Source organism: Sphingopyxis sp. 10G20-10 (genome assembly GCF_057365075.1).
Genome location: NZ_CP195117.1, coordinates 2,848,942 through 2,869,799, shown reverse-complemented (window position 1 = coordinate 2,869,799; position 20,858 = coordinate 2,848,942). Strand labels below are relative to the sequence as shown.

Sequence of the window (20,858 nt, the reverse complement as noted above, 5' to 3'; positions counted from 1 at the left end):
TAGCACCGCCGCCGCTCAGGAAACGATTATGTTGCCGCAGAGCAGGCCGCCTGCGACGCAAGCGCCGCCGGAATCGGCTCCAACGACGATTCCGCTGCCTGGCCAGCCTGGCCCGGCTCCAACGCCAGAGCCGACGCCGTCCACCACCTTTCCGCAGGTGCCGATCGGCGCCCATGGCCGGCCCGACATCAATCCCTATGACCGCGACATCGATATGACGGTGCCGCTGACCTTTCAAAGTCGCAGTCTGGGCGAGATTCCGATGCGGTTGACGGCCGATGATCGCTTCCTGCTGGAATCGGCGACCTTCATCCGCCTGATGCGACCGATCCTGAACGATCCTGCACAAGCCGAGTTAACATCCCATTTGGATGGGCTGACGAGCTTTGGTCCCGAGAATCTGGATCAGACCGGCGTCCAGCTCACCTATGACCCCAGCACTTTGGCGGTGGTCGTGGTTGATGTGTCCGCTGAACAGCGCGCAGTGCAGGATCTTTTCGCGCCGCCCAAAAATGACCAGAATGAGGTGACGCTGCAACCTGCGGGCTTTTCGGCTTATCTCAACCTCAACGTGACCGAAACCTATGTTTGGGAACAGGGCGGGACAACGCCGCCAACGATCAATTTTGACGGCGCGATGCGGTTCGGTCGTGTCGTGTTCGAAGGCGATGCCCATTTCAGTCAGCAATTTGGTCTGGGCGGCGACAAATATAAGTTCGAACGCAATTATGCGCGTTTGGTCTATGATCAACCCGAAGATTTCCGGCGCTGGTTCCTCGGCGATCTGGACCCCGAAATCCGCGGCCAGCAATCCTATGTCCAGATGGGCGGCATTGGCGTCTTGCGGCAAAAGCGGCGCTTTAATACCTTTCGGTCCGCCATATTGCAGGCCAACCGCCAGTTGATCCTGCAACGTGAATCCACCGTGCGCTTTTTGCGCAACGGCACCCTCTATCGCGAATTGCGGCTCCAGCCGGGACGCTATGACTTCGCTTCGCTACCGCTTGTCGCGGGCAGCAATGATGTTGATATTCAAGTCACCGACAATACAGGCAGCATCCAGAATCTGTCCTATCAGCAATATCTTGATCCGATTGATCTTGATCCCGGCGATTTTGAATATGGCGCCTTTTTTGGCCCGACCAGCCAAAGGTTCGGTGGCGCGCCCGACTATCGTGGGCCGCTCGCCTTCACCGGTTTCTTTCGCAAGGCCTTCCTCAATCGTCCGGCCGTGGGCGTTGGCTTGCAACTCAGCGAAGATGTGCAGACGCTGACCGGACAAACCCAGTTTGTGCTTGGTAACGGCAGTCGCGTCCTGCTGGATGGAGCAGGCAGCAATTCCAAGACTGCGGGTCAGGGCTTCTCCGCTGGCGTGAACTATGAATATTATGTCGACCGGGGCGGCCTCGCCGACAATTTCTCGGTCCGGGCGGATTATATTTCGCCTAACTATGCGACGCTCGGTAATCCCGACGCGTTCAATTCCACCTCTTTCTCGCTGTCGTCGCAATATACACGTCAGTTCAGTTTTCGTATTCTTGCCACCGCAACTGCATCCTATCTGAAAGGTCGGGGCAATATTCGCGACAGCTATCGCGTCGGTGTAAACACGCTTTATCGCCTAGACCGGAAATGGTCGATCCGCGCGGGCGTCGACTATGCGAAATTCCCATCTGCCTTTTCCAATAGTGGCGGCTTCAGCGTCAATATCGGCTTGGTCTTCCAGCCCGATTATCGCCGCCGTGCCGAGGCGCGGTATGAAAGCCGCGATAATCTGGGTGAACTTTCCTATAATCAAAGCGGTCTGAACCAGTTGAATAGCGTTGGATTTGGCGGCATAGTCTCGCGGTCGGACGACAATGTGCGCGCGCAAGGTTATGCGGCCTATTCGGGCAATCGCTTCGATGCTTTCGCCAGCCACGCGACCTTTGGGCCTAGCCTGTCGGACTTCAGCCAGGTGAATGCTACGACCGTCCGTGTCGGCACCACGCTGGCCTATGCCGACGGCATGTTTGGTGTGGGTCGGCGGATTAATGACAGCTTTATGTTGTTGGAACCGCACAAGAATCTGGGCAAACGTACTGTCGTTGCCGGGCAATCGATCGCCGAGAATAATTATATCGGCCGCAGCGGCGCCCTTGGCGCGGCAGTGAACAACTTCTTGGGGTCCTATGCCACCCAGTCGGTGCAATATGATGTCGAGGATCCGCCGACGGGTTATGACATTGGCCCCGGCGTTGTGCGCGTTCACCCCCCGTACAAGAGCGGCTATGCGTTGCGGATTGGTACCGACGCTTTTGTCAGCGCGATGGGTACGCTCGTTCGCGGGGCCGATAATCCCGTCGCTCTTATCGGCGGACGCGTAACACTTCTTGATGTACAAGAGGGTGAAAACCCGCAGCCGAATCCCTTCTTTACCAATTCGGTCGGGCGCTTTGCTATATCGGGCCTTCTGCCGGGTCGCCGTTATCTGGTGGAAACATACGGGCCTAATGGTACGATCGACCGCAGCTTTGAATTCGCTGTGCCCGCCGATTCCGACGGCTTAGTCAAGCTCGGGACCGTTCGGCCGGGCACGAAACATTAGGAGCCATCGATGATGCGTCCATTCCTCTTTCTCGCCGCCGCCCTTGTGGCCGGACCCGTGCTGGCACAGGCACCGACCGGCAGCGCGAGTGTGCCGGGCTCCGATTGCATCATTAATGTGACCGCCAGCCCGTCGAGCTGGCTGATTCAGGGCTATGATCCGTTCGGCGGTTCGCTTGCCGAGGGTACTTTTGGGGTGACCTTTCGCAATGACGGAACCACAGATTGCCGTTTTGCCCCGACATTCCAGCTCGATCAGCCGCCCTTTGGGCTGTCAAAGGGGCAGGGCAAACGGATCGGCTATGCTCTGATCAACCTCACCGATTCTCTGGATGTAACGCCGCGTGCGGGCCGGTCCCTGCGAACCGCCCAACAGCGTCAGATTTCGCTCTCGCCGCGTGAATCGCGGACCTTACTCTACAAACTTGCCGCCGACCCCGATGATGTGCGGCTCGCCGGAACATTTACGCAAGATGTGACGCTAGAGGCTCAGGACAGTGTTTTTCGGTCTTATGGCGGCACCCGACTGGTGCTTGGCATCAATGTCTTGCCGTCGGCCCGGATCGGGCTTGCCGGTGCGTTCACGATGGATAACGGCCACGCCGTTGTCGACCTTGGCGAGCTCAGGAGAGGACCCGCACCCGTTCCGCTGCAACTTCGCGTCAACAGCACTGGACGCTATGATATCAGCGTGACGTCCCAAAATTCCGGGCAGCTTCGTCTGGGTTCGAGCGGATGGTTTGTCCCTTATTCGATTGCGATCGGCGGCAATTCGGTCAACCTTTTGGGGCCGAGTAGGCTTTCTGGTCCGACCGAATCCGGGTTTCGCCGCGATTCTTTACCGATCCAGTTCTTCATCGGCGACGTTTCCAATCGTCGCGCCGGAATTTATAATGATACCATCTCCATCTCGGTGACCGCGCGATAGGCGGCACACGATGGTTAACGGCGCATTTCCCACGTTTTTCTGGGCTTTGGCTTAACTGAATTCTTAGATTTGCGAGCATAATTATCATCCCAAGTTTCGGCCAACAGGCGGGAAGGGTGACGGATGATAAGAAAATTTTCGCTCGGTATGGCGAGTGTAGCGCTCGCAGTGTCTCCAACGGCTGCATTGGCAGCTTCGTTCGGATATAATCTTCATCTTGTCGTGGCTGTGCATTGCACCGTCCGGCAACAAGGCATGGGCTATGGCGCCATCAGCGGCGACGCTGTCTCGCTGGGAACATTCCGCGAATATTGCAATGCTCCCGCTGGCTATAATCTGGTGGTGAACTATGCGCCCGGATCGTTGCAGGGAGCCAAGATTATCGCGGGAAGCGATGAAATCATACTCAACGGGTCCGGTCAGGCCATTCTCAGCCGCGCGACAGGGCCTCGCATCCGGGAACGCGTCATCGCGGCCGTTCCAGGTGAAAACGGGTTTGACACCGACCGGTTAGAGCTGTCGATTATCCCAGCTTGACGCCTTGGGTGTCTGCGGCCTCACCAGCCGCTCCTGAAACTGTCCAACAGGATGTGCGGCCGCCGCTCTCCTTGTTCAAGCAGGGTTGGTATGGTCGCCGCAAATTTCACTGCATCGGTGAACTGCAGGCCGCGCCCGAGTCCAGTAAAGATGGCCTTTGCTTGAGTATCCGGTGCCGACACCGGTGGCTTTCTGATCGCAAATGTCTCGGTTGCCGTGTGAAGGGTCTCGACGTCGGGCGACACAGGACTCGGGACATCAGTCACCACAGGCGCGCCGCTGCCTTGAATCAGGACATTGATAACACGTAATATGTTTCTTGAAAGCGGGACATATTGCAGGAAACTCTGCTGGTCTTCTGCGTCACTTGCAATGCTATCAATCAGTACCGGAAATTCCAGCCAATGTGGCTCTGGAAAATTGAAATCGCTTTGGGTCACCGTGCAATTTGTGAGCAGTGGTGACGCATTGCCGGGAGCAAACCGCAAGTCGAGGACAAGATCAGCGGTAATCTTCTCTCCGTTAACCAGCGTTATCGATGCCGCAGATGCCTCTGTGACTTTTCTTCCGGGGAACAGCCAGTCCATCGGTGATGTTTCGAGCAATTCGGCATAAACTTGTTGCGGAGACACAATGGCAACATTGCCATCGCGTTTTTCAATTTTCTCTGGGGTCGAGAAATAATAGGCGCCCCAGCGGCGAACGATAAGCGCCTCGATGGTCGGTTCGAATTCCGACAATATGTCGCTTTCAAAGATCGGCATGATGAGGTTGCCGCCAAATTGCGGCTCCTCGCCTATCAGAAATATCTCCAGGTCGGGAAATCGCTGCCTGATCGCAAGCATCGTCATGCTGCCAATCAGCCCGCCACCGATCAGGATGATACGATTCAGATCAGAGGGAGAGGGCATAGGTCGGTCCGCAAGCTAGATAGGGCGAGAGATGCCTGAACGCCAAAGCGTAACACAATGCGGCAGTGCAGGGAAATGGCCCAAAACTGCGCTATATTGAGCAGAATTTTGAGCTATCGGCGTTGGTAGCGAAAGTACCAGACCTCGTGGCCCAACCTTCGGGCCTTGGCCTCGTATCGGGTTTCGGGCCAGCCGCTTGGGCGTGTCTGAAAATCTCTAGCGTCCTTGGCCAGCCATTCGAATTGCGCGCGATGCCGCCGCATAATCATCAGCGCATGTTCGACATAGATGGGATGGTCGGTGCCAAAACGAAATTCGCCGCCGGGTTTGAGTTTCGCTGCGATCAGGTCGACCGGGCCATCGTTCATCATCCGCCGTTTGGCATGTCGCGCCTTTGGCCAAGGGTCGGGGTGGAGCAGATAGGCAAAGCTGAGACTTTGATCGGGAATGCGGCGCAAAACTTCTAGCGCGTCGCCATGGTGGATGCGGACGTTGCCGAGCGGCGGGCGAGCGCCATGATCGCCCGCGACATGAACCAGCGCCTGCGCCACGCCGTTGATAAAGGGTTCGGCGCCGATGAAACCATGGTCGGGGAGCATGTCGGCGCGCGCCGCCATATGTTCCCCGCCGCCAAAACCGATTTCGAAATGCAGCGGACGCGATTCACCGAAAAGCCGCGATGCGGTAACGTCACCATCGACGGGTACGGCAATTTTCGGCAGCAATGACTCGATCAGTTCTGACTGGCCGGCGCGCAGGGCTTTGCCCTTGGAACGGCCATAGAGTCGGTTGATTGTGGTGGGATCGCCGGATTTGTTTGCTGTCATGGGGATGTCGCCTAATAGTCGGGCAACGCCCGTGCAAGTTATCTAAAGGCGTCGAAGGTTTTACCAGAAATTCAACCTTTGTTTCTATGTGCCAATTCATGATTGGTTCGCTATCCATGTTATTGGTCGTCCCAGCCCTTTTTCTGCTGTTCGCGGCGGCCTTTGGCTATGTGTCATGGGTTGAACCAACGGCGGTGGCGGCGCGCTGGTGCACTGGTGCTTTTCTGGTGGCCAGCATCGGCATGACCTTTAACAGCCTGTCGGACATGTTACCGCCAATGTTTGGTGTTGTTTCCTTTGTCTGCCATTGGGTCGCTTTGCTCCTTTTCATGCAAGGCTTTCTCGCGCGGCATCGGGATCGTTTGCCGTGGAAAACATCGGGCGCGATCATGATCGCCGGGTTGCTGGCGCTGCTCCATTTCACCATTGGTACGACCAATAATGTCTTTGCCTGCACGGTGGTGCTCAATCTGGTCGCGGTTCTGCTGCTTGGCAGCGTGATCTTTAAAAGCGCCCGCTATCGCGCAACCCAGCTCGACCGCGTTATCGTCGGGCTGAATGTCGGGATCACAGCCGCCTATATGGGGCGTTTGGCTTTTGTGTTGATCGCCCCGGAAGCGGTGGGTGCCGATCTGACCAGTGACATATCAACATATGAGATCGTCTTTTACTTGCTGAATTGCCTGACGGCGGTATCGGCGGCGCTCATACTTATGGTCGCTGTCGGGTCTGACATCATCGCCCGCCACATGCAGGAAAGCCGCGTCGATACGCTGACCGGTATTGGTAATCGCCGTGCGCTGGCTGCCGTTATTGAAGCCGAACAACAGGAGATGTTGATCGGTGCTGCGATGATGATCGATATTGATCATTTCAAGCAGATCAATGATGATTTTGGCCATAGTGTCGGCGATGACACTTTGGTTCAGGTTGCCGGACTTCTCGCCAGCAAGGTTGAGGGATTTGGCCAAGTCATGCGCGTCGGCGGCGAAGAATTTGCGATACTGATCTTTGCCCAACAGGCCGGAGCAGCGGCGGCACTTGCCCAAACAATGGCGTCGGCCTTTCGAGATTTCGAGATCAAACCGAAGCAGCATTCGCTGCGAATTACCGTCAGTATCGGGCTAGCTCGGCGAATGGTCGGCGAACCGATCAGTGCCCTGCTGAATCGCGCTGATGGCGCTCTCTATCAAGCTAAGGAAGAGGGTCGTGATCGCGTGATTGCCGCACAAAATATTGCCGGGAATCCCGGGCCGGTCGATCCCATTCCAAAGCTTGCAGGCTTGGGCTAAGCGCCGCGTTTAGGCGAGCGCAGCCTTCAACTTGTCAACCAGGTCGGTGCGTTCCCACGGGAAAGACTCACCGTTCGCGGTGCGACCAAAATGGCCATAGGCGGCGGTCTGGCGATAAATGGGTTTGTTGAGCCCCAAATGGGTGCGGATGCCCTTGGGCGTCAGCCGGACCAGCTGCGGAATGACCGCTTCGATCCGGCCTTCCTCGACCGTTCCGGTACCGTGCAGGTCGACATAGATGGACAGCGGTTCGGCCACGCCAATCGCATAGGCCAGTTGGATCGTGCAGCGGCGCGCGAGGCCAGCGGCAACGATATTTTTGGCCAGATAGCGGGTAACATAGGCCGCCGAACGATCGACCTTGGTCGGGTCTTTGCCGGAAAAAGCGCCGCCGCCGTGCGGGCTGGCGCCGCCATAGGTGTCGACGATGATCTTGCGTCCGGTAAGGCCCGCGTCGCCATCGGGACCGCCGATTTCGAACCGGCCCGTCGGGTTGATATGATAGACGGTGCTGGCTGTAATCAGCTCGGCAGGCAAAATGTCGGCCACCACGCCCTTCACATAGTCGCGCAATTCGGCATATTTCGCCTCATCACCCTCATCATTGTGGAAATAATATCCCGGCGCATGTTGGGTTGATACGACAATCGCGGTTGCCTCGACCGGGCGTTCGTTGGCGTAACGCAGCGTGACCTGGCTTTTGGCATCGGGCTCCAGAAACGGAGCCTTGCCCGATTTGCGGTCGACGGCCATGCGTTCCAGAATCTTGTGGCTGTAATCGAGCGTCGCAGGCATCAAATCGGGGGTTTCGTCCGACGCATAACCGAACATGATACCCTGATCGCCAGCGCCTTCGTCCTTGCTCTCATTGGCATCAACGCCTTGTGCGATATGCACCGACTGGCCGTGGAGGTTGTTCTGAAGGACCAATTTGTCCCAGTGAAAACCATCCTGCTCATATCCGATTTCGCGGACCGTTTTGCGAACCGTTGCCTCTATCTCTTCGAGAGCGCCATCGACCCAAGCGCCGTTTTCATACACGCCCTTGCACCGGATTTCGCCTGCCAGAACCACCAGCTGTGTCGTCGTCAGCGTTTCGCACGCGACGCGCGCTTCGGGGTCCTTGGACAGGAACAGGTCGACGATGGCGTCGCTGATCTGGTCGGAAACCTTATCGGGATGACCTTCGGACACGCTTTCGGACGTGAAGAGGAATGAATTGCGCATGGGGAGCCTCAAATAACAGATATAAAGGATGCTTTATGTGAGCGCCTGTTAGCGACCCCGGCGGCGAATGGCAATGGCTGCGAAAAGCAACAACAGAGCAAATGTGACCGGCAGGATGTTGCCATAGCGGGCAAAGAGGGTCGGCGGATGGGGAGGGGGCAGATTGGTGTCGATGCGGCCCGCCACATGTTGCGGGATAGATTCAAGGACGCGCCCATCGGCGTCGATAACGGCGCTGATTCCGGTCGGGGTTGCCCGCACGACCGGCAGGCCTTCCTCGATAGCACGTAGCCGGGCCTGCGCCAGATGCTGCGGGGGTCCCCATCCTCCGAACCACGCATCGTTCGATGGGTTGAAGATGAAATCGGGGCGATGCGTGCGGTCGACAACCTGTCCCGAAAAAATGATTTCGTAGCAGATCTGAATGCCCGCTTTTCCGAACCGCCCGAGGTCGAGTGTGCGGGGGCCGGAACCCGGCCAGAATTCCAGATCGCCCGGGGTGAGCCGCGACAGGCCGATCGCCGACAACAGCCCTCGCATCGGCAGATATTCGCCGTAGGGGACAAGATGCGACTTGTCATAGCGCGCGCCGAGCGAGCCGTCAGGATGGACGATCATCACCGCATTGCGCGCGCCGATGGCTTCGCCGGTTTTGGGATCAAGCTCCAGCTTGAGCGCGCCGAGTAGCATCAGGTCATCGGGCCGCATCAAATTGGTCAGCCGTCCGCGCGACTCTGCCGGCGAGCGGTCATAATAGACGAGCGGATAACCGGTTTCGAGATAGTCGGGGATCGCTGCTTCGGGCCACAGGATGAGGCGTGGCGGGGCGTCGACGGGATCGCCGGTCAATCGCGCGAGCTTGGCGAAATTGGCGTCGGCCTTCGCGCCGACCCATTTGTCCTGTTGCCCGATATTGGGCTGCACGACGGTGATGGGGACGCCCGATGTAGGGGAACTATAAGCACCGAAAACTGTGTCCAGCAAAGCCGGGAATAAGTTTGCCACAAGGACGGGTGCGAGAAATACTATCGCAAAGCCCAGCCCGACCATCGTTCCGGACTGGGGCCGCTGCAATTTCTTGATGCGGGTTGCGGCCATAATCGCCCAACCGACGAATGCCGCCAACAGGATGACCATGGCGCCGAAGCCATAGGTGCCAATTGTCGTCAGAAAGACATTGGGAAGCAGGGTTGTGGAGAGCGAGGCCGCGAGCGGATTCCACGCAAAGCCGCTGAACATCCAGCTGCGGAGCCATTCGGTGAGCACCCAAAGGGCGGCGAAGGCGATGAAGTAGGAGAGCTTCGTCCCCACATGGGCAGGGTCGGTGCGACTGGCGAGCCACCATGCCCCCCACGCCGCCAACGCCGGATAAACCGCAAGATAAAGCGCCACCACCAGCACCGCGACCCACCCCAGCCATGCCGGCATCGCGGCCTGATAGGTGAAGGATGTGGCGATCCAATTGAGGCCCAGCGCGAAATGGCCAACCCCGAAAGCCCAGCCGATCCCGACTGCGCGCCAACCGCGCGGTGATCGCGCCACCAGCGCCATCCACGCCGCCAGAGCGATCAACGTCAGCGGCCACAGATTGAGCGGGGCAAAGCCCGTCGCAGAAATCAGGCCAAGGCCAAGTGCGGTCGCCTTTGGAAAACGGTCGGCGAACGTGGCGATGCGGGAAGATATGCGGGTCACGCCGCTGTCTTAGTCGTCATGCCTGCTTGCCGCAATTGGCTTACCAAAGGGTGTGGTTGTGAGGAGATTTGGCCTGTAAAGAGTGGCGACGCAGTCGCTTGTACAAGAAGAGTGAGCCGATAAGCATGACATTACGCCCGTTTCATCTTGCCTTTGCCGTCGATGACTTGGTGGAAGCTCGCCGCTTTTATGGTGGTATATTGGGCTGCACCGAGGGACGCAGTTCGGGCCAATGGGTCGATTTTGATTTCTTCGGCCACCAAATTGTGACGCATCTCATCGTCGGCGGGGGCGATGCGGGCAGTAATGCAGTCGACGGGCACAAGGTGCCGGTGCCGCATTTCGGAGTGGTGCTGACGATGGATCAGTTCGATGTGCTGGCAAAACGGATGGAGAATGCGGGCGTCGCCTTTGGCATCGCGCCCTATACGCGTTTTGCGGGCGAGGCAGGTGAGCAAAAGACGATGTTCGTGCGCGACCCGGCGGGTAATGCGTTGGAGTTCAAAGCCTTTGCCGACGATGGGATGCTGTTCGCGCGTTAGAAATTGCGGCCGTGCAATTGGTGCATAGGCGGCATCAGAACATATATTTCATCTTGATCGCGACGCGCGTGTCGCCCGTCACCTTGAACGCCGCCGATTTAAACTTGGGCGGTCCGGTGACCACTGCCGGATTGTTGGAAAAGCCAAAGCCCTCTTTGGGAATGAACAACGCCTTGTCCATTTTGCGGTTGCTGTTTTCATCGTGCAGCAACGCGATGGCATAGGTGCCGTCGCGCGGCAAAATGACCTGAAAATCCTTTGCCGCCAGCGCCGTGACGGTGATTTTCGCCGCCTGCGGGTCTTTGGAACAATCGGGGAAATATTTGGGGGTCGCGGTGACGCATGTCAGGACATTGCCCTTCATGCTGCGCAGGCCGGTGACGCTGATATCAAGGCTGGGTGGCGGCGCGCTCGCTGCGATCAGGCTGGCGCTGAAAATGGCCAAGACCAAGGTCGGTGCCACAGACTTTATCCCAGAAGCGAAAATAGAGACCATAATTTCCCCGATACATGTCATGATGTTTCTGGTGATGCGTTGCTGTTATCAGTCCCCGTCCTAACAGCCCGTTAACCATGATCCGCGGAAACATCTCCCAGCCCATATGATTGCTTACACCCATTATCGTCATGATAGCGAGAATAATGCCCAAGACGACGACATGGACCGGAATCAGCAGCACGAGCAGTGGAATCACGATAGCGCCGGTCAACGCCTCGATTGGATGAAAGCTCATCGCCGCCCAAGCGGTCGGCGGACGGCTGTCGTGATGGACGGCGTGGGCGACACGGAACAGCCAGGGACGGTGCATCCAGCGGTGCGTCCAGTAAAACCATGTGTCGTGCGCAAAAAGATAGGCGAACAGGCTGACCGGCAGATACCAGAGCGGCCAAGCATGGACATCGGTATAGATGCGCGTCCAGCCCTGCGTCTGCCAGCCCCAGGCGATGATTCCGGCGGGGATGCCGTATATGGTGGCGCTGGCGAGGCTCCAGCCAATCTCGCGGCGCATTTGCCCTTCTAGCCCGCGATACAGCCCGCGCTGTTTCCAGCGGGTTGCGAGCGCAAAACCGCCACTCGTCAACAGATAGCGAACGCCGACGATCAGCGTCATCGCGAGCGCGGAGAGGAGGATCGAGACGGGCGTTGGCGACATAGGGAAATAGTGCCGGAAAATTGAAGCCTTGTCAGCCGTCCTGATGCGCAAGGATCGCGGCAATTTGCTTCCCCCCTCCCACCGCTCGGCTAGGGCATCGGGATGACGCCCCGCGGCACCCTCTCTTGCGATATTGCGATTGTTGGCGGCGGTCTGGCGGGCGGGCTTGCCGCACTGGCGCTAGCGGCCAAGCGCTCCGACCTTGATGTGCGATTGATCGAGGGCGGTGCCATTGGCGGCAATCATATCTGGTCCTTTTTCGACAGCGATGTGGCACCCACCGACCGATGGCTCGTTGAACCGCTGATTGCGCGGCATTGGGACAGCTATGATGTCGCTTTTCCCGCCCATGCGCGGACTATTGCGACCGGATATAACAGCATCACAGGCGAGGCCCTGGCCTCGGCAGTCGCGGCGGCGATGTCCGACGGCCATATCATCGAACAGCGTGCAATCGCCATCGCGCCCGATCATGTGTTGCTGGCCGATCAATCGCGGGTCGACGCGCGCCATGTCATCGACGCGCGCGGGGGCGGGGATAATGCGGGGCTGACCTGTGGCTGGCAGAAATTTGTCGGTCAGATGCTGACCATTGCGGGCGGGCATGGGTTGACGCGCCCGACGGTCATGGATGCGCGCGTGGCGCAGGTCGACGGCTATCGCTTTGTTTATTGTCTGCCTTTTGATGCCGAGACTGTGTTTGTCGAGGACACTTATTATAGCGACAGCCATGATCTGGATTTTTCGACCATCCGTGCGCGGATTGCGGCTTATGCCGCCGCGCGCGAATGGGAAGTGACCGCGACAACGCGCGAGGAATCGGGGGTGCTGCCGGTCGTGATTGCGGGCACGTTCGACCGCGTCTGGCCGCGCGAGGACAAAGTGGCGCGTATCGGCGCGCGCGCGGGCGCGTTTCACGCCACCACCGGCTATTCGCTTCCCGATGCGGTGCGCAGCGCCAGCGCGCTGCCCACGCTGATTGATCGCGCCGATTTTGCGGACCGGATGCGCGGGTGCGCCGCCGCGACATGGCGGCGTCAGCGCTTTTATCGCCTCCTCGACGCCATGCTGTTCCGCGCCGCCGAACCAGCGCAGCGATACAGGATATTGGAGCGTTTCTATCGCCTGTCGCCGGACCTGATCGCGCGCTTTTACGCCGGGCAGTCAAGCCTGACCGACAAGGTGCGGCTGTTGTCGGGAAAGCCGCCTGTTCCGGTGGGCAAGGCGGTCGTGGCATTGAAGGATTTTGACTGGATATGAGTCGCGCTGCCATCATCATCGGGGCCGGATTTGGCGGGCTGGCGCTGGCGATCCGGTTGCAGTCGGCGGGCGTGCGAACGGTGATCGTCGAGGCGCGCGACAAGCCCGGCGGGCGCGCCTATCAGTGGCAGCGCGACGGCTTTACCTTTGATGCGGGGCCGACGGTGATTACCGATCCGCCGTGTCTGCGCGAATTATGGGAGTTGTCGGGCAGCGATATGGCGGCCGATGTGACGCTTGATCCGGTGATGCCCTTTTATCGGCTCAACTGGCTCGATGGCACAAATTTTGACTATTCGAATGACGAGGCGGCGCTTCACGCCGAAATCGCGCGGCTCAACCCCGCCGATGTCGCGGGTTATGACAAGTTCCTCACCTATTCGAAGGGGGTGTATGAGGAAGGCTATGTCAAGCTCGGGTCGGCGGCGTTTCTGGACTTTGCCTCGATGATCAAGGCGGCGCCTGCGCTGATGAAATATCAGGCGTGGCGCAGCGTTTATTCGATTGTGTCCTCTTATGTGACCGACGAGCGGCTGCGGCAGGCGTTGTCGTTCCACACGCTGCTTGTCGGCGGCAATCCGATGACGACCAGCTCGATCTATGCGCTGATCCATACCATCGAAAAAGAAGGCGGCGTGTGGTTTGCGCGCGGCGGCACCCATGCGCTGGTGTCGGCGATGGTGGCGCTGTTCGAGCGGTTGGGCGGCGAGTTGCGGCTGGCCGATCCGGTGGTGCGGATCGCGACCGAGGGCAATCGCGCGACGGCGGTGGAAACCGCAAGCGGCTGGCGTGGCGAGGCCGACATGGTCGCGTCGAACAGCGATTTGATGCACAATTATGCGACGTTGCTCAGCGACCATCCGCGCGGCCGGAAGGTGGCGAAGTCGCTGGCGCGAAAGCGCTGGTCGCCGTCGCTGTTCGTCGTCCATTTCGGGGTCAAGGGCGACTATCCCGACGTGGCCCATCACAGCATATTGTTCGGGCCGCGCTATAAGGGGCTGCTCACGGATATATACAAGAATGGCGTCGTTCCCGACGATTTCTCGCTCTATCTCCACCACCCGACCGCGACCGACAAGACGATGGCCCCGCCCGGCCATGCAAGTTTCTATGCGCTGGCGCCGGTCGCGCATCTGGGCAAGGCCAAGGTTGATTGGGACGGGGCGTTTGGTCAGCAATTTGCCGATGCGATTTTGGACGAGGTCGAGCATCGCGTGCTGCCGGAGTTGCGCGCCAATCTTGTCACCCGGTTTCACTATACGCCGGCCGATTTTGGCCGCGACCTCAGCGCGCATCTGGGCAGCGCCTTCAGTCTTGAGCCGGTGCTGTGGCAAAGTGCTTGGTTTCGCGCCCATAATCGCGATGATGTGATCGACAATCTGTATTTCGTTGGCGCGGGCACGCATCCGGGCGCGGGGATTCCGGGTGTGGTCGGTAGCGCAAAAGCGACGGCGAAGTTGATGTTAGGCGATGTGCGCTGATTTCTCCCCTCCCGCTTGCGGGAGGGGCCGGGGGTGGGCATGAGAGGGAAATGATGAAAACTGATTCTGACCCATCCCTATCCCCTCCCGCAAGCGGGAGGTGGCTATGAAACGTCTTGCCGTCTATTGCGGGTCCGCGACCCCTACCGATCCGATCTATATTGAAACCGCGCAACATGTCGGGCGCACGCTGGCCGAGCGCGGCATTGGCGTCGTCTATGGCGGCGGGCGGCTGGGGCTGATGGGTGCGGTTGCCGATAGTGCGCTGGCGGCGGGCGGCGAAGTGATCGGGGTCATCCCCGACGCACTGGTCGGCACCGAAGTGGCCCATCGCGACTGCACAGCACTGCATGTCGTCAGCGGGATGCATGAGCGCAAACGCATGTTCACCGATCTCTGCGACGGGTTTTTGACCATTCCCGGCGGCGTCGGAACAATGGACGAATTGTGGGAAGCGATCAGCTGGGCACAGCTTGGCTATCACGCCAAACCGGTGGGGCTGCTGAATGCGGCGGGTTTCTACAATGATCTGATCGCGTTCAACCGCAACATGATCGACGTCGGCTTTATCCGTCCCGCGCACGCCGGAATCATGATTGTCGATGCGGGGCTTGATGATCTGCTCGACAAGATGATGGCTTATGTTCCCCACGCGCCGATTTTCGCGATGAAGGCGGACGATTTGTGATGATTTTGGCGCGGGACTACGGGGGGTGAGTTACGACCCCATTCCGCTGCATCTTTTTGCGCGCGACAGCATTGCGCGTGGTTCGAAAAGTTTTGCGCTTGCCAGCCAGTTGTTCGACCGGGAAACGCGCGAGAATGTGTGGCTGCTTTATGCTTGGTGCCGCGCCGCCGACGATCTGACCGATGGGCAGGACCATGGGGGGGAGATGACGCCGGGCCATGATGCCGCCGCAGCGCTGGCCACTATCCGCAGCCGAACCGATGCGGCCTTTGCTGGCGAGCCGACGGGCGCCACGGCCTTTGACGCGCTCGGCTATTTGCTGACGCAAGTCGCCATCCCCCGCGCGGTCATCGACGATATTATCGCTGGATTTGCCCTCGACGCGGATGACTGGCGGCCACGCAGCGAGGATGACATGCTGCGCTATTGCTATCATGTCGCCGGGGCCGTGGGCGTCGCCATGGCGCTGGTGATGGGGGTGGCGCCCGATGACGAGGTGACGCTCGACCGTGCGAGCGACCTTGGCATGGCGTTCCAGCTTGCCAATATCGCGCGCGATGTGGCCGAAGATGCGGCGGCGGATCGTTGTTATCTGCCGGTCGACTGGATGGTCGAACTCGACATTCCGCCGGGCCAGCATATGCACCCCGCCTTTCGCTCACGGCTGGCGGTCATGGCCAAATGGCTCGCCGAAATGGCTGAGGAATATGAAGCCTCGGCGCGCTGGGGCGCACGCAAATTGCCGCCGCGCAGTCGCTGGGCGGTGCTCGCCGCAGCGGGGATTTATGGCGATATCGCCCGCGAGGTGCACGCACGTGGCAATCAGGCTTGGGATCATCGCACCCGGACCAGCCGGCGCGCCAAGTTCGGCTGGATCGCGCGGGCCGGTTGGTCGGTCCTGCGCCGGCCACCACGCCGCCGGATCAGCCGCGACGGCCTGTGGACACGTCCGCACGAGGTGCCGGCGGGGTGAGCACGCTCGAGTGGATTGCCGTCGCGCTTGGCCTGGCCAATATCGCGCTGATCGTGGCGCGCAGCGTATGGAATTATCCGTTCGGTATCGCAATGGTCAGCCTCTATGCGATCGTGTTTCACGACGCGAAACTTTATAGCGATATGATCTTGCAAGGCTTTTTCTTTGTCGTGCAAATTTATGGCTGGGTGAATTGGGCGCGCGCCAGCGGCACATCGCCGGTGCCTGTGCGCTGGATGACACAGGATTCGCGCGTCAAACTGGCGGCAGTTGTCGCCTTGGCATGGCTGGTGTGGAGCGCCGCGATGGCGCGTTACACCGATGCGGCGGCGCCGTGGATCGATGGCGGCATCGCGATGATGAGCATTGCGGCACAATGGTTGCTGGCGCGGCGCTGCGTTGAAAATTGGTGGCTGTGGATTGCCGTCGACCTGATTGCCATTCCCCTCTTCGCGTGGCGCGGATTGATGCTGACCAGCGGGCTTTATGTCGTATTTTTGCTGATGTCAGTCGTCGGCTTGATCCATTGGCAAAAGAGCGCGCGGGGCGCAGCGGCGCTGGCATGAGCTACCACATCTGCCTCCACGGGGCCGAAAGCACTGGCAAGTCGACGCTGACATATAAGCTGGCGGAGGTGTTGGGCGCACAGGTCGTCGATGAATATGGGCGCAGCTATTGCGAGACGCATGGCACCGACCTTGATGCCGATGATTTGCGCGCCATTTTTCGCGGCCATATGGCGGCGACCGAAGCGGCGCGAGCCAAGGCAACCGACTGGCTATTGTCCGACACCGATCCGCTCATGACCCAGGCCTGGGCAGTGATGTTGCTGGGACAGCGATTGCCCGAGATTGATGCGTGGGACGATGTCGCTGACCTCTATCTGGTGCCTGCGCTCGACCTGCCGTGGCGGGAGGATGGCACGCGCTTTTTCGGGAGCGCCGCACAGCGCCATCGCTTTATGGACATTGCGATCGCGGAGCTTGAGCGGCGGGGGCTGCGGTGGGCATGGGTGCGCGGTGCGGGCGATGACCGGTTGGCGTCTGCGCTTGCGGCTATTCGGGCGGCAGGGCTTTACCCCGAATAGCCGTCGCGCAATTCGCGCTTCAGCACTTTGCCAATCGGGCTACGCGGCAGTTCTGCCATCACCTTTATTGCGCTGAGCCGCTGGGTCTTGCCGACCTTGGCATTGGCGTCGGCGCGGATTGATTCGGCATCGGTGTCGGGTTTCAGGACGACAAAGGCCACGGGCGTTTCGCCCCAATCCTCGCTCGCGACCCCGACCACCGCCGCTTCGATGACGCGGTCGTCGGCGATCAATATAGCCTCCAGATCGCTGGGATAGATGTTGAAACCGCCCGAGATGATCATGTCCTTGGCGCGGTCCATCAGGGTGAGAAACCCGTCCTCGTCGATGCGGCCGATATCGCCGTGGCGATAATAAAGATGTCCCTCGCTATCGTGCCAGTGCATCGCCTTGGTCGCGTCGGGGCGGTTGTTATATCCGGTCATCATGGCGGGGGATCGCCCGACAATCTCGCCGACCGACCCTTGCGGCAATTCCTTGCCATCCTCGTCGATCACCTTGGCGATATGGCCGGGGGCCGGCTGACCGACAGTGTGCAATTTGTCGGGATATTTATGCGCTTCAAGCAGGAAGGCCGCGCCGCCCTCTGTCAGTCCATAAATTTCGACGAGACCGCCCGGCCAGCGTTGGATCACGTCGGCCTTGAGCGCGGCGGCAAAGGGGGCCGAGGTGCAATATTTCATCACGAAGCTGGACAGGTCGAACTGGTCGAAATCTTCCAGCGCCATGATGCGGCGATATTGTACCGGTACGAGCATACAGTTGGTGGCGCGTTCGCGGGCAGCGAGGTCAAGAAAGCCGCGCGCGTCAAATTTCTTCATCAACACGACCTGCCCGCCCGACCCCAATGTCGGCATAAAGCTGGCCATGGTGGTGTTGGAATAAAGCGGGGTCGACAGGATTGTCACCGCCGCTGGGCCATAGGCCGGTGCGCCGCGCTGAATATGCTGCCAGCGCATGGCATGGCTGTGGATAATGCCCTTTGGCGTGCCGGTGGTTCCGGAAGAATAGATGATGTTGAAGCCGTCTTCAGGCTGAATCTGCACCGGTTCCGGCTTGGTGCCCGCCGGTGCCATCCAATCATTCAGCGGCGTCCCCGCGTCGCTGTCGTCCATCGCAATCCGGTCGGGCGCTCCGAAATCCTGTCCGTTGAGGCTGGCGGCTGCAGCGGTATCGAGGAACAGGTGCGCCGCCCCGGTATCGCGCACCATCGCCGCCATTTGCTCGCCGGTTGCGCTGTTGGTGATCAGTCCGGCCACACCGCCTGCGCGTAACGTGCCCAGAATCACCACAACTTGCTCGACACTGTTGAACCCTGCGACGGCGGTTCTGTCTCCCTGCGCAAACCCATCGGCTTGCAAGCGCGCCGCAACGCAATCAGTCAGCGCATCCAATTCGGACCAACTGAGACGCCGCGCCGGGTCGGCGACCGCTATAGCGTCAGGGCGTGCCCGGGCATGGCTGCTGACAAGGTCGGGCAGGGTTGCAAAGGCGCAGTCGAGGATTTCGTCTTGGGTCATGGTCAACGAGTTAGCACAGCATGGACGCGGCGCAATGACAGGATGTCGCCCATGATGCTTGACGCGTGGGCGCGGTGCTTTACTTCGGTTGCATAATAAGACGAATAGCAACGGGAGACTCGATACCAATGCATCCATCCGTTCATGCACAGACCCATCCTGACAAGCCGGCGGTTATCCTGGCCGAAACGGGGGAGACGATCAGCTATGGTGCGCTCGATGCGGCGTCAAATCGCGCGGCGCAGTTGTTCCGCTCTCTGGGACTGGGGCATGACGATGTTGTCGCCTACATGCTCGACAATACACCGCATTATTATGGGCTGACTTGGGGCGCGCAGCGATCGGGACTGCGCTATGTGTGCATTTCGTCGCGTCTGACCCAGGACGAAACCGACTATATTTTGGAGAATTCGGGCGCGAAATTACTGGTTGTGTCGGCCAGCCTGTCGGCGGCGGCGCAGCAATTGCAGACCAAAATTCCGCGCTACTCGCTGGGTGGTGACATTGCGGGTTGCGCGCGCTGGGAAGAGGCGACGGCGGACATGCCGGCAACTCCGGTGGCCGACGAACGCGCCGGAATTGACATGCTCTATTCGTCGGGAACCACTGGTCGACCCAAAGGGGTGAGGATTCCACTGCCCGAAGATCCAGCGATAGCGCAGAGCAATTCCATGATCATGCTGGCGCTGGGCCTGTTCCGCTTTTCGCCCGACATGATCTATTTGTCGCCCGCGCCGCTTTATCACGCGGCACCGCTGCGTTGGTCGATGGCGGTGCATAAAATAGGCGGCACGGTGGTTCTGATGAAGAAATTTGATCCCGAAAATGCGCTCGCCTTTATCGAAAAATACAAGGTGACGACCAGCCAGTGGGTGCCAACCCATTTTGTCCGGATGCTGAAACTGCCAGATGACGTGCGCAGTCGCTATGACTTGTCGACGCTCAATTGTGCGATTCACGCCGCTGCGCCCTGTCCGGTGCCGGTAAAGCGCGCGATGATCGATTGGTGGGGGCCTGTGATCGAGGAATATTATGCCGGGTCCGAAGGCAATGGGCTGACCTATGTCGGTTCCGCGGACTGGCAGCGGCTCGCCGACCGCGAAGGCGTGGCATCGGTGGGCAAGGCGGTGACGGGCATCCTGCACATCATGGGCGAGGATAATGAGCAGGAACTTCCGCCGCGCAGCGAAGGCACAGTGTTTTTCGAGAGCGAGAATGTTTTCGAATATCATGGTGATAGCGAAAAGACCGCTTCAAGCCGTAACAGCAAAGGCTGGTCGACGCTCGGCGATGTCGGCTGGATGGACGAAGAGGGTTATCTCTACCTCACCGACCGCAAAAGTTTCATGATCATTTCGGGCGGCGTGAATATCTATCCGCAGGAAATTGAAAATCACCTCGTCACCCACCCCAAAGTTGCCGATGTCGCAGTCATCGGCGGTCCGCACGAGGAAATGGGCGAAGAGGTGATTGCGGTAATCCAGCCTGCCGATATGGCCGAAGCCGATGATGCCTTGCGCGACGATTTGATCGCCTTTGCCCGCCAGAAATTGTCGGGGGTAAAGATTCCGCGGCGCATCGATTTTCTTGAGCAGCTTCCGCGTCACGACACCGGCAAACTCTACAAGCGGCTTTTGCGCGACCAATATTGGGCAAAATCCAAAGGGTAGGATAGCATGACCGTCATCGCGCTCGACCATTTCAATGTCATCACCACCGATCTTGATGGCACGGCGCAATTTTACGCCGATGTGCTGGGGCTGGAGCGCCGCGATGCGCCGTTGCCCGTTGGGCCGGATATGGTGCAGTGGATGTATGACAGCGAAGGGCGGGCGATTGTCCACCTGAACAGCGTCGATTGCCCGCGCGCCTATGATCGCGCCGTGGTGCCCGGCCCCACGGGCGCGATTCATCATGTCGCGCTGGGGTGTCAGGGATTCGACCGCATGACCGCGCGGCTGAAGGAGCGCGACATCAGTTTTACCGTCAACGCGGTGCCAGCCGCCAATTTGCGCCAGATATTCCTGCACGATCCCAATGACATCGTTCTAGAGCTGAATTTCTTCGGAGATTGAGGCAGCTCGGAGGGTCAAAGACATTGCTCTTTTTCCGATTTAGGGCTATTACCCTAAAAAAATAACTGGGAGAATTGT

Annotated in this window: 20 protein-coding genes; 13 read left to right on the top strand and 7 right to left on the bottom strand. The window is 59.4% G+C overall.

What is annotated here, in order from left to right; all coding sequences use genetic code 11:
* The first annotated feature begins 28 nt into the window (after positions 1-28).
* The 3 genes from ACR3XE_RS13995 (at position 29) to ACR3XE_RS13985 (ending at position 4,051) form a co-directional block, all read left to right on the top strand.
* The gene (locus tag ACR3XE_RS13995; RefSeq protein WP_473699601.1) at positions 29-2,587 is read left to right on the top strand and encodes a fimbria/pilus outer membrane usher protein; all 2,559 of its coding nucleotides are present in this window, start codon (positions 29-31) and stop codon (positions 2,585-2,587) included.
* A 9-nt stretch (positions 2,588-2,596) separates the two neighbouring features.
* Complete coding sequence (locus ACR3XE_RS13990) at positions 2,597-3,514, top strand: hypothetical protein (RefSeq protein WP_473699602.1); 918 nt, start codon at positions 2,597-2,599, stop codon at positions 3,512-3,514.
* Positions 3,515-3,637: 123 nt separating this feature from the next.
* On the top strand, positions 3,638-4,051 hold the full coding sequence (locus ACR3XE_RS13985) for a hypothetical protein (protein WP_473699603.1): 414 nt from the start codon (positions 3,638-3,640) through the stop codon (positions 4,049-4,051).
* Between the two features lie 20 nt (positions 4,052-4,071).
* Here the strand turns inward: ACR3XE_RS13985 and ACR3XE_RS13980 are convergent, their stop codons facing one another.
* Together ACR3XE_RS13980 and trmB are read right to left on the bottom strand one after the other, a co-directional pair.
* Entirely contained in the window at positions 4,072-4,962 is an 891-nt protein-coding gene (locus tag ACR3XE_RS13980) for a Rossmann-fold NAD(P)-binding domain-containing protein (protein ID WP_473699604.1), read from the bottom strand.
* A 113-nt stretch (positions 4,963-5,075) separates the two neighbouring features.
* Positions 5,076-5,789 (bottom strand): tRNA (guanine(46)-N(7))-methyltransferase TrmB, encoded by a 714-nt coding sequence (gene trmB / locus ACR3XE_RS13975; protein WP_473699605.1) that lies wholly within the window; start codon positions 5,787-5,789, stop codon positions 5,076-5,078.
* Between the two features lie 116 nt (positions 5,790-5,905).
* On the opposite strand from trmB, the gene ACR3XE_RS13970 reads away from it, so the two are divergent.
* The gene (locus tag ACR3XE_RS13970) at positions 5,906-7,081 is read left to right on the top strand and encodes a GGDEF domain-containing protein (protein ID WP_473699606.1); all 1,176 of its coding nucleotides are present in this window, start codon (positions 5,906-5,908) and stop codon (positions 7,079-7,081) included.
* A 9-nt stretch (positions 7,082-7,090) separates the two neighbouring features.
* Here ACR3XE_RS13970 and metK read toward each other — a convergent pair whose 3' ends face one another.
* Together metK and lnt are read right to left on the bottom strand one after the other, a co-directional pair.
* Positions 7,091-8,308: a methionine adenosyltransferase gene (metK, locus tag ACR3XE_RS13965; protein ID WP_486185815.1), complete on the bottom strand. Its 1,218-nt coding sequence runs from the start codon at positions 8,306-8,308 to the stop codon at positions 7,091-7,093.
* Between the two features lie 48 nt (positions 8,309-8,356).
* Entirely contained in the window at positions 8,357-10,000 is a 1,644-nt protein-coding gene (gene lnt, locus ACR3XE_RS13960; RefSeq protein ID WP_473699608.1) for an apolipoprotein N-acyltransferase, read from the bottom strand.
* A gap of 125 nt (positions 10,001-10,125) precedes the next feature.
* On the opposite strand from lnt, the gene ACR3XE_RS13955 reads away from it, so the two are divergent.
* Positions 10,126-10,542: a VOC family protein gene (locus ACR3XE_RS13955; RefSeq protein ID WP_473699609.1), complete on the top strand. Its 417-nt coding sequence runs from the start codon at positions 10,126-10,128 to the stop codon at positions 10,540-10,542.
* Positions 10,543-10,576: 34 nt separating this feature from the next.
* Here the strand turns inward: ACR3XE_RS13955 and ACR3XE_RS13950 are convergent, their stop codons facing one another.
* Both ACR3XE_RS13950 and ACR3XE_RS13945 read right to left on the bottom strand, forming a co-directional pair.
* Positions 10,577-10,987, bottom strand: a complete 411-nt coding sequence (locus ACR3XE_RS13950) for a DUF2141 domain-containing protein (RefSeq protein ID WP_486185814.1) — start codon at positions 10,985-10,987, stop codon at positions 10,577-10,579.
* On the bottom strand, positions 10,932-11,696 hold the full coding sequence (locus ACR3XE_RS13945; RefSeq protein WP_473699611.1) for a sterol desaturase family protein: 765 nt from the start codon (positions 11,694-11,696) through the stop codon (positions 10,932-10,934). Before ACR3XE_RS13945 ends, ACR3XE_RS13950 begins: the two co-directional genes overlap by 56 nt.
* A 102-nt stretch (positions 11,697-11,798) precedes the next feature.
* Here ACR3XE_RS13945 and crtY point away from each other — a divergent pair, with 102 nt between their 5' ends.
* The 6 genes from crtY (at position 11,799) to ACR3XE_RS13915 (ending at position 17,185) form a co-directional block, all read left to right on the top strand.
* The gene (crtY, locus tag ACR3XE_RS13940) at positions 11,799-12,956 is read left to right on the top strand and encodes a lycopene beta-cyclase CrtY (RefSeq protein ID WP_473699612.1); all 1,158 of its coding nucleotides are present in this window, start codon (positions 11,799-11,801) and stop codon (positions 12,954-12,956) included.
* Positions 12,953-14,437 (top strand): phytoene desaturase, encoded by a 1,485-nt coding sequence (locus ACR3XE_RS13935; RefSeq protein WP_473699613.1) that lies wholly within the window; start codon positions 12,953-12,955, stop codon positions 14,435-14,437. Before crtY ends, ACR3XE_RS13935 begins: the two co-directional genes overlap by 4 nt.
* Positions 14,438-14,543: 106 nt before the next feature.
* Positions 14,544-15,125 carry an LOG family protein gene (locus tag ACR3XE_RS13930; RefSeq protein ID WP_473699614.1) on the top strand — a complete coding sequence of 194 codons (582 nt, stop codon included), beginning with the start codon at positions 14,544-14,546 and terminating at the stop codon, positions 15,123-15,125.
* A gap of 25 nt (positions 15,126-15,150) precedes the next feature.
* On the top strand, positions 15,151-16,098 hold the full coding sequence (locus ACR3XE_RS13925; protein WP_486185813.1) for a phytoene/squalene synthase family protein: 948 nt from the start codon (positions 15,151-15,153) through the stop codon (positions 16,096-16,098).
* Positions 16,095-16,664, top strand: coding sequence for a nicotinamide riboside transporter PnuC (pnuC, locus tag ACR3XE_RS13920; RefSeq protein ID WP_473699615.1), 570 nt, complete (start codon positions 16,095-16,097; stop codon positions 16,662-16,664). Before ACR3XE_RS13925 ends, pnuC begins: the two co-directional genes overlap by 4 nt.
* The gene (locus ACR3XE_RS13915) at positions 16,661-17,185 is read left to right on the top strand and encodes an AAA family ATPase (protein WP_473699616.1); all 525 of its coding nucleotides are present in this window, start codon (positions 16,661-16,663) and stop codon (positions 17,183-17,185) included. The genes pnuC and ACR3XE_RS13915 overlap by 4 nt, the downstream gene beginning before the upstream one ends.
* Here the strand turns inward: ACR3XE_RS13915 and ACR3XE_RS13910 are convergent.
* Positions 17,173-18,705 (bottom strand): class I adenylate-forming enzyme family protein, encoded by a 1,533-nt coding sequence (locus tag ACR3XE_RS13910; protein ID WP_473699617.1) that lies wholly within the window; start codon positions 18,703-18,705, stop codon positions 17,173-17,175. The genes ACR3XE_RS13915 and ACR3XE_RS13910 overlap by 13 nt on opposite strands.
* A gap of 128 nt (positions 18,706-18,833) precedes the next feature.
* On the opposite strand from ACR3XE_RS13910, the gene ACR3XE_RS13905 reads away from it, so the two are divergent.
* The gene (locus tag ACR3XE_RS13905; protein ID WP_473699618.1) at positions 18,834-20,375 is read left to right on the top strand and encodes an acyl-CoA synthetase; all 1,542 of its coding nucleotides are present in this window, start codon (positions 18,834-18,836) and stop codon (positions 20,373-20,375) included.
* A 6-nt stretch (positions 20,376-20,381) separates the two neighbouring features.
* The gene (locus tag ACR3XE_RS13900) at positions 20,382-20,780 is read left to right on the top strand and encodes a VOC family protein (RefSeq protein WP_473699619.1); all 399 of its coding nucleotides are present in this window, start codon (positions 20,382-20,384) and stop codon (positions 20,778-20,780) included.
* The last annotated feature ends 78 nt before the right edge of the window (positions 20,781-20,858 follow it).

Coding starts and splice junctions, on each gene's coding strand:
- ACR3XE_RS13995 (WP_473699601.1), top strand. CDS start 29: ATGTTGCCGCAGAGCAGGCCGCCTGCGACGCAAGCGCCGCCGGAATCG.
- ACR3XE_RS13990 (WP_473699602.1), top strand. CDS start 2,597: ATGATGCGTCCATTCCTCTTTCTCGCCGCCGCCCTTGTGGCCGGACCC.
- ACR3XE_RS13985 (WP_473699603.1), top strand. CDS start 3,638: ATGATAAGAAAATTTTCGCTCGGTATGGCGAGTGTAGCGCTCGCAGTG.
- ACR3XE_RS13980 (WP_473699604.1), bottom strand. CDS start 4,962: ATGCCCTCTCCCTCTGATCTGAATCGTATCATCCTGATCGGTGGCGGG.
- trmB (WP_473699605.1), bottom strand. CDS start 5,789: ATGACAGCAAACAAATCCGGCGATCCCACCACAATCAACCGACTCTAT.
- ACR3XE_RS13970 (WP_473699606.1), top strand. CDS start 5,906: ATGTTATTGGTCGTCCCAGCCCTTTTTCTGCTGTTCGCGGCGGCCTTT.
- metK (WP_486185815.1), bottom strand. CDS start 8,308: ATGCGCAATTCATTCCTCTTCACGTCCGAAAGCGTGTCCGAAGGTCAT.
- ACR3XE_RS13955 (WP_473699609.1), top strand. CDS start 10,126: ATGACATTACGCCCGTTTCATCTTGCCTTTGCCGTCGATGACTTGGTG.
- ACR3XE_RS13945 (WP_473699611.1), bottom strand. CDS start 11,696: ATGTCGCCAACGCCCGTCTCGATCCTCCTCTCCGCGCTCGCGATGACG.
- crtY (WP_473699612.1), top strand. CDS start 11,799: ATGACGCCCCGCGGCACCCTCTCTTGCGATATTGCGATTGTTGGCGGC.
- ACR3XE_RS13935 (WP_473699613.1), top strand. CDS start 12,953: ATGAGTCGCGCTGCCATCATCATCGGGGCCGGATTTGGCGGGCTGGCG.
- ACR3XE_RS13930 (WP_473699614.1), top strand. CDS start 14,544: ATGAAACGTCTTGCCGTCTATTGCGGGTCCGCGACCCCTACCGATCCG.
- ACR3XE_RS13915 (WP_473699616.1), top strand. CDS start 16,661: ATGAGCTACCACATCTGCCTCCACGGGGCCGAAAGCACTGGCAAGTCG.
- ACR3XE_RS13910 (WP_473699617.1), bottom strand. CDS start 18,705: ATGACCCAAGACGAAATCCTCGACTGCGCCTTTGCAACCCTGCCCGAC.
- ACR3XE_RS13905 (WP_473699618.1), top strand. CDS start 18,834: ATGCATCCATCCGTTCATGCACAGACCCATCCTGACAAGCCGGCGGTT.
- ACR3XE_RS13900 (WP_473699619.1), top strand. CDS start 20,382: ATGACCGTCATCGCGCTCGACCATTTCAATGTCATCACCACCGATCTT.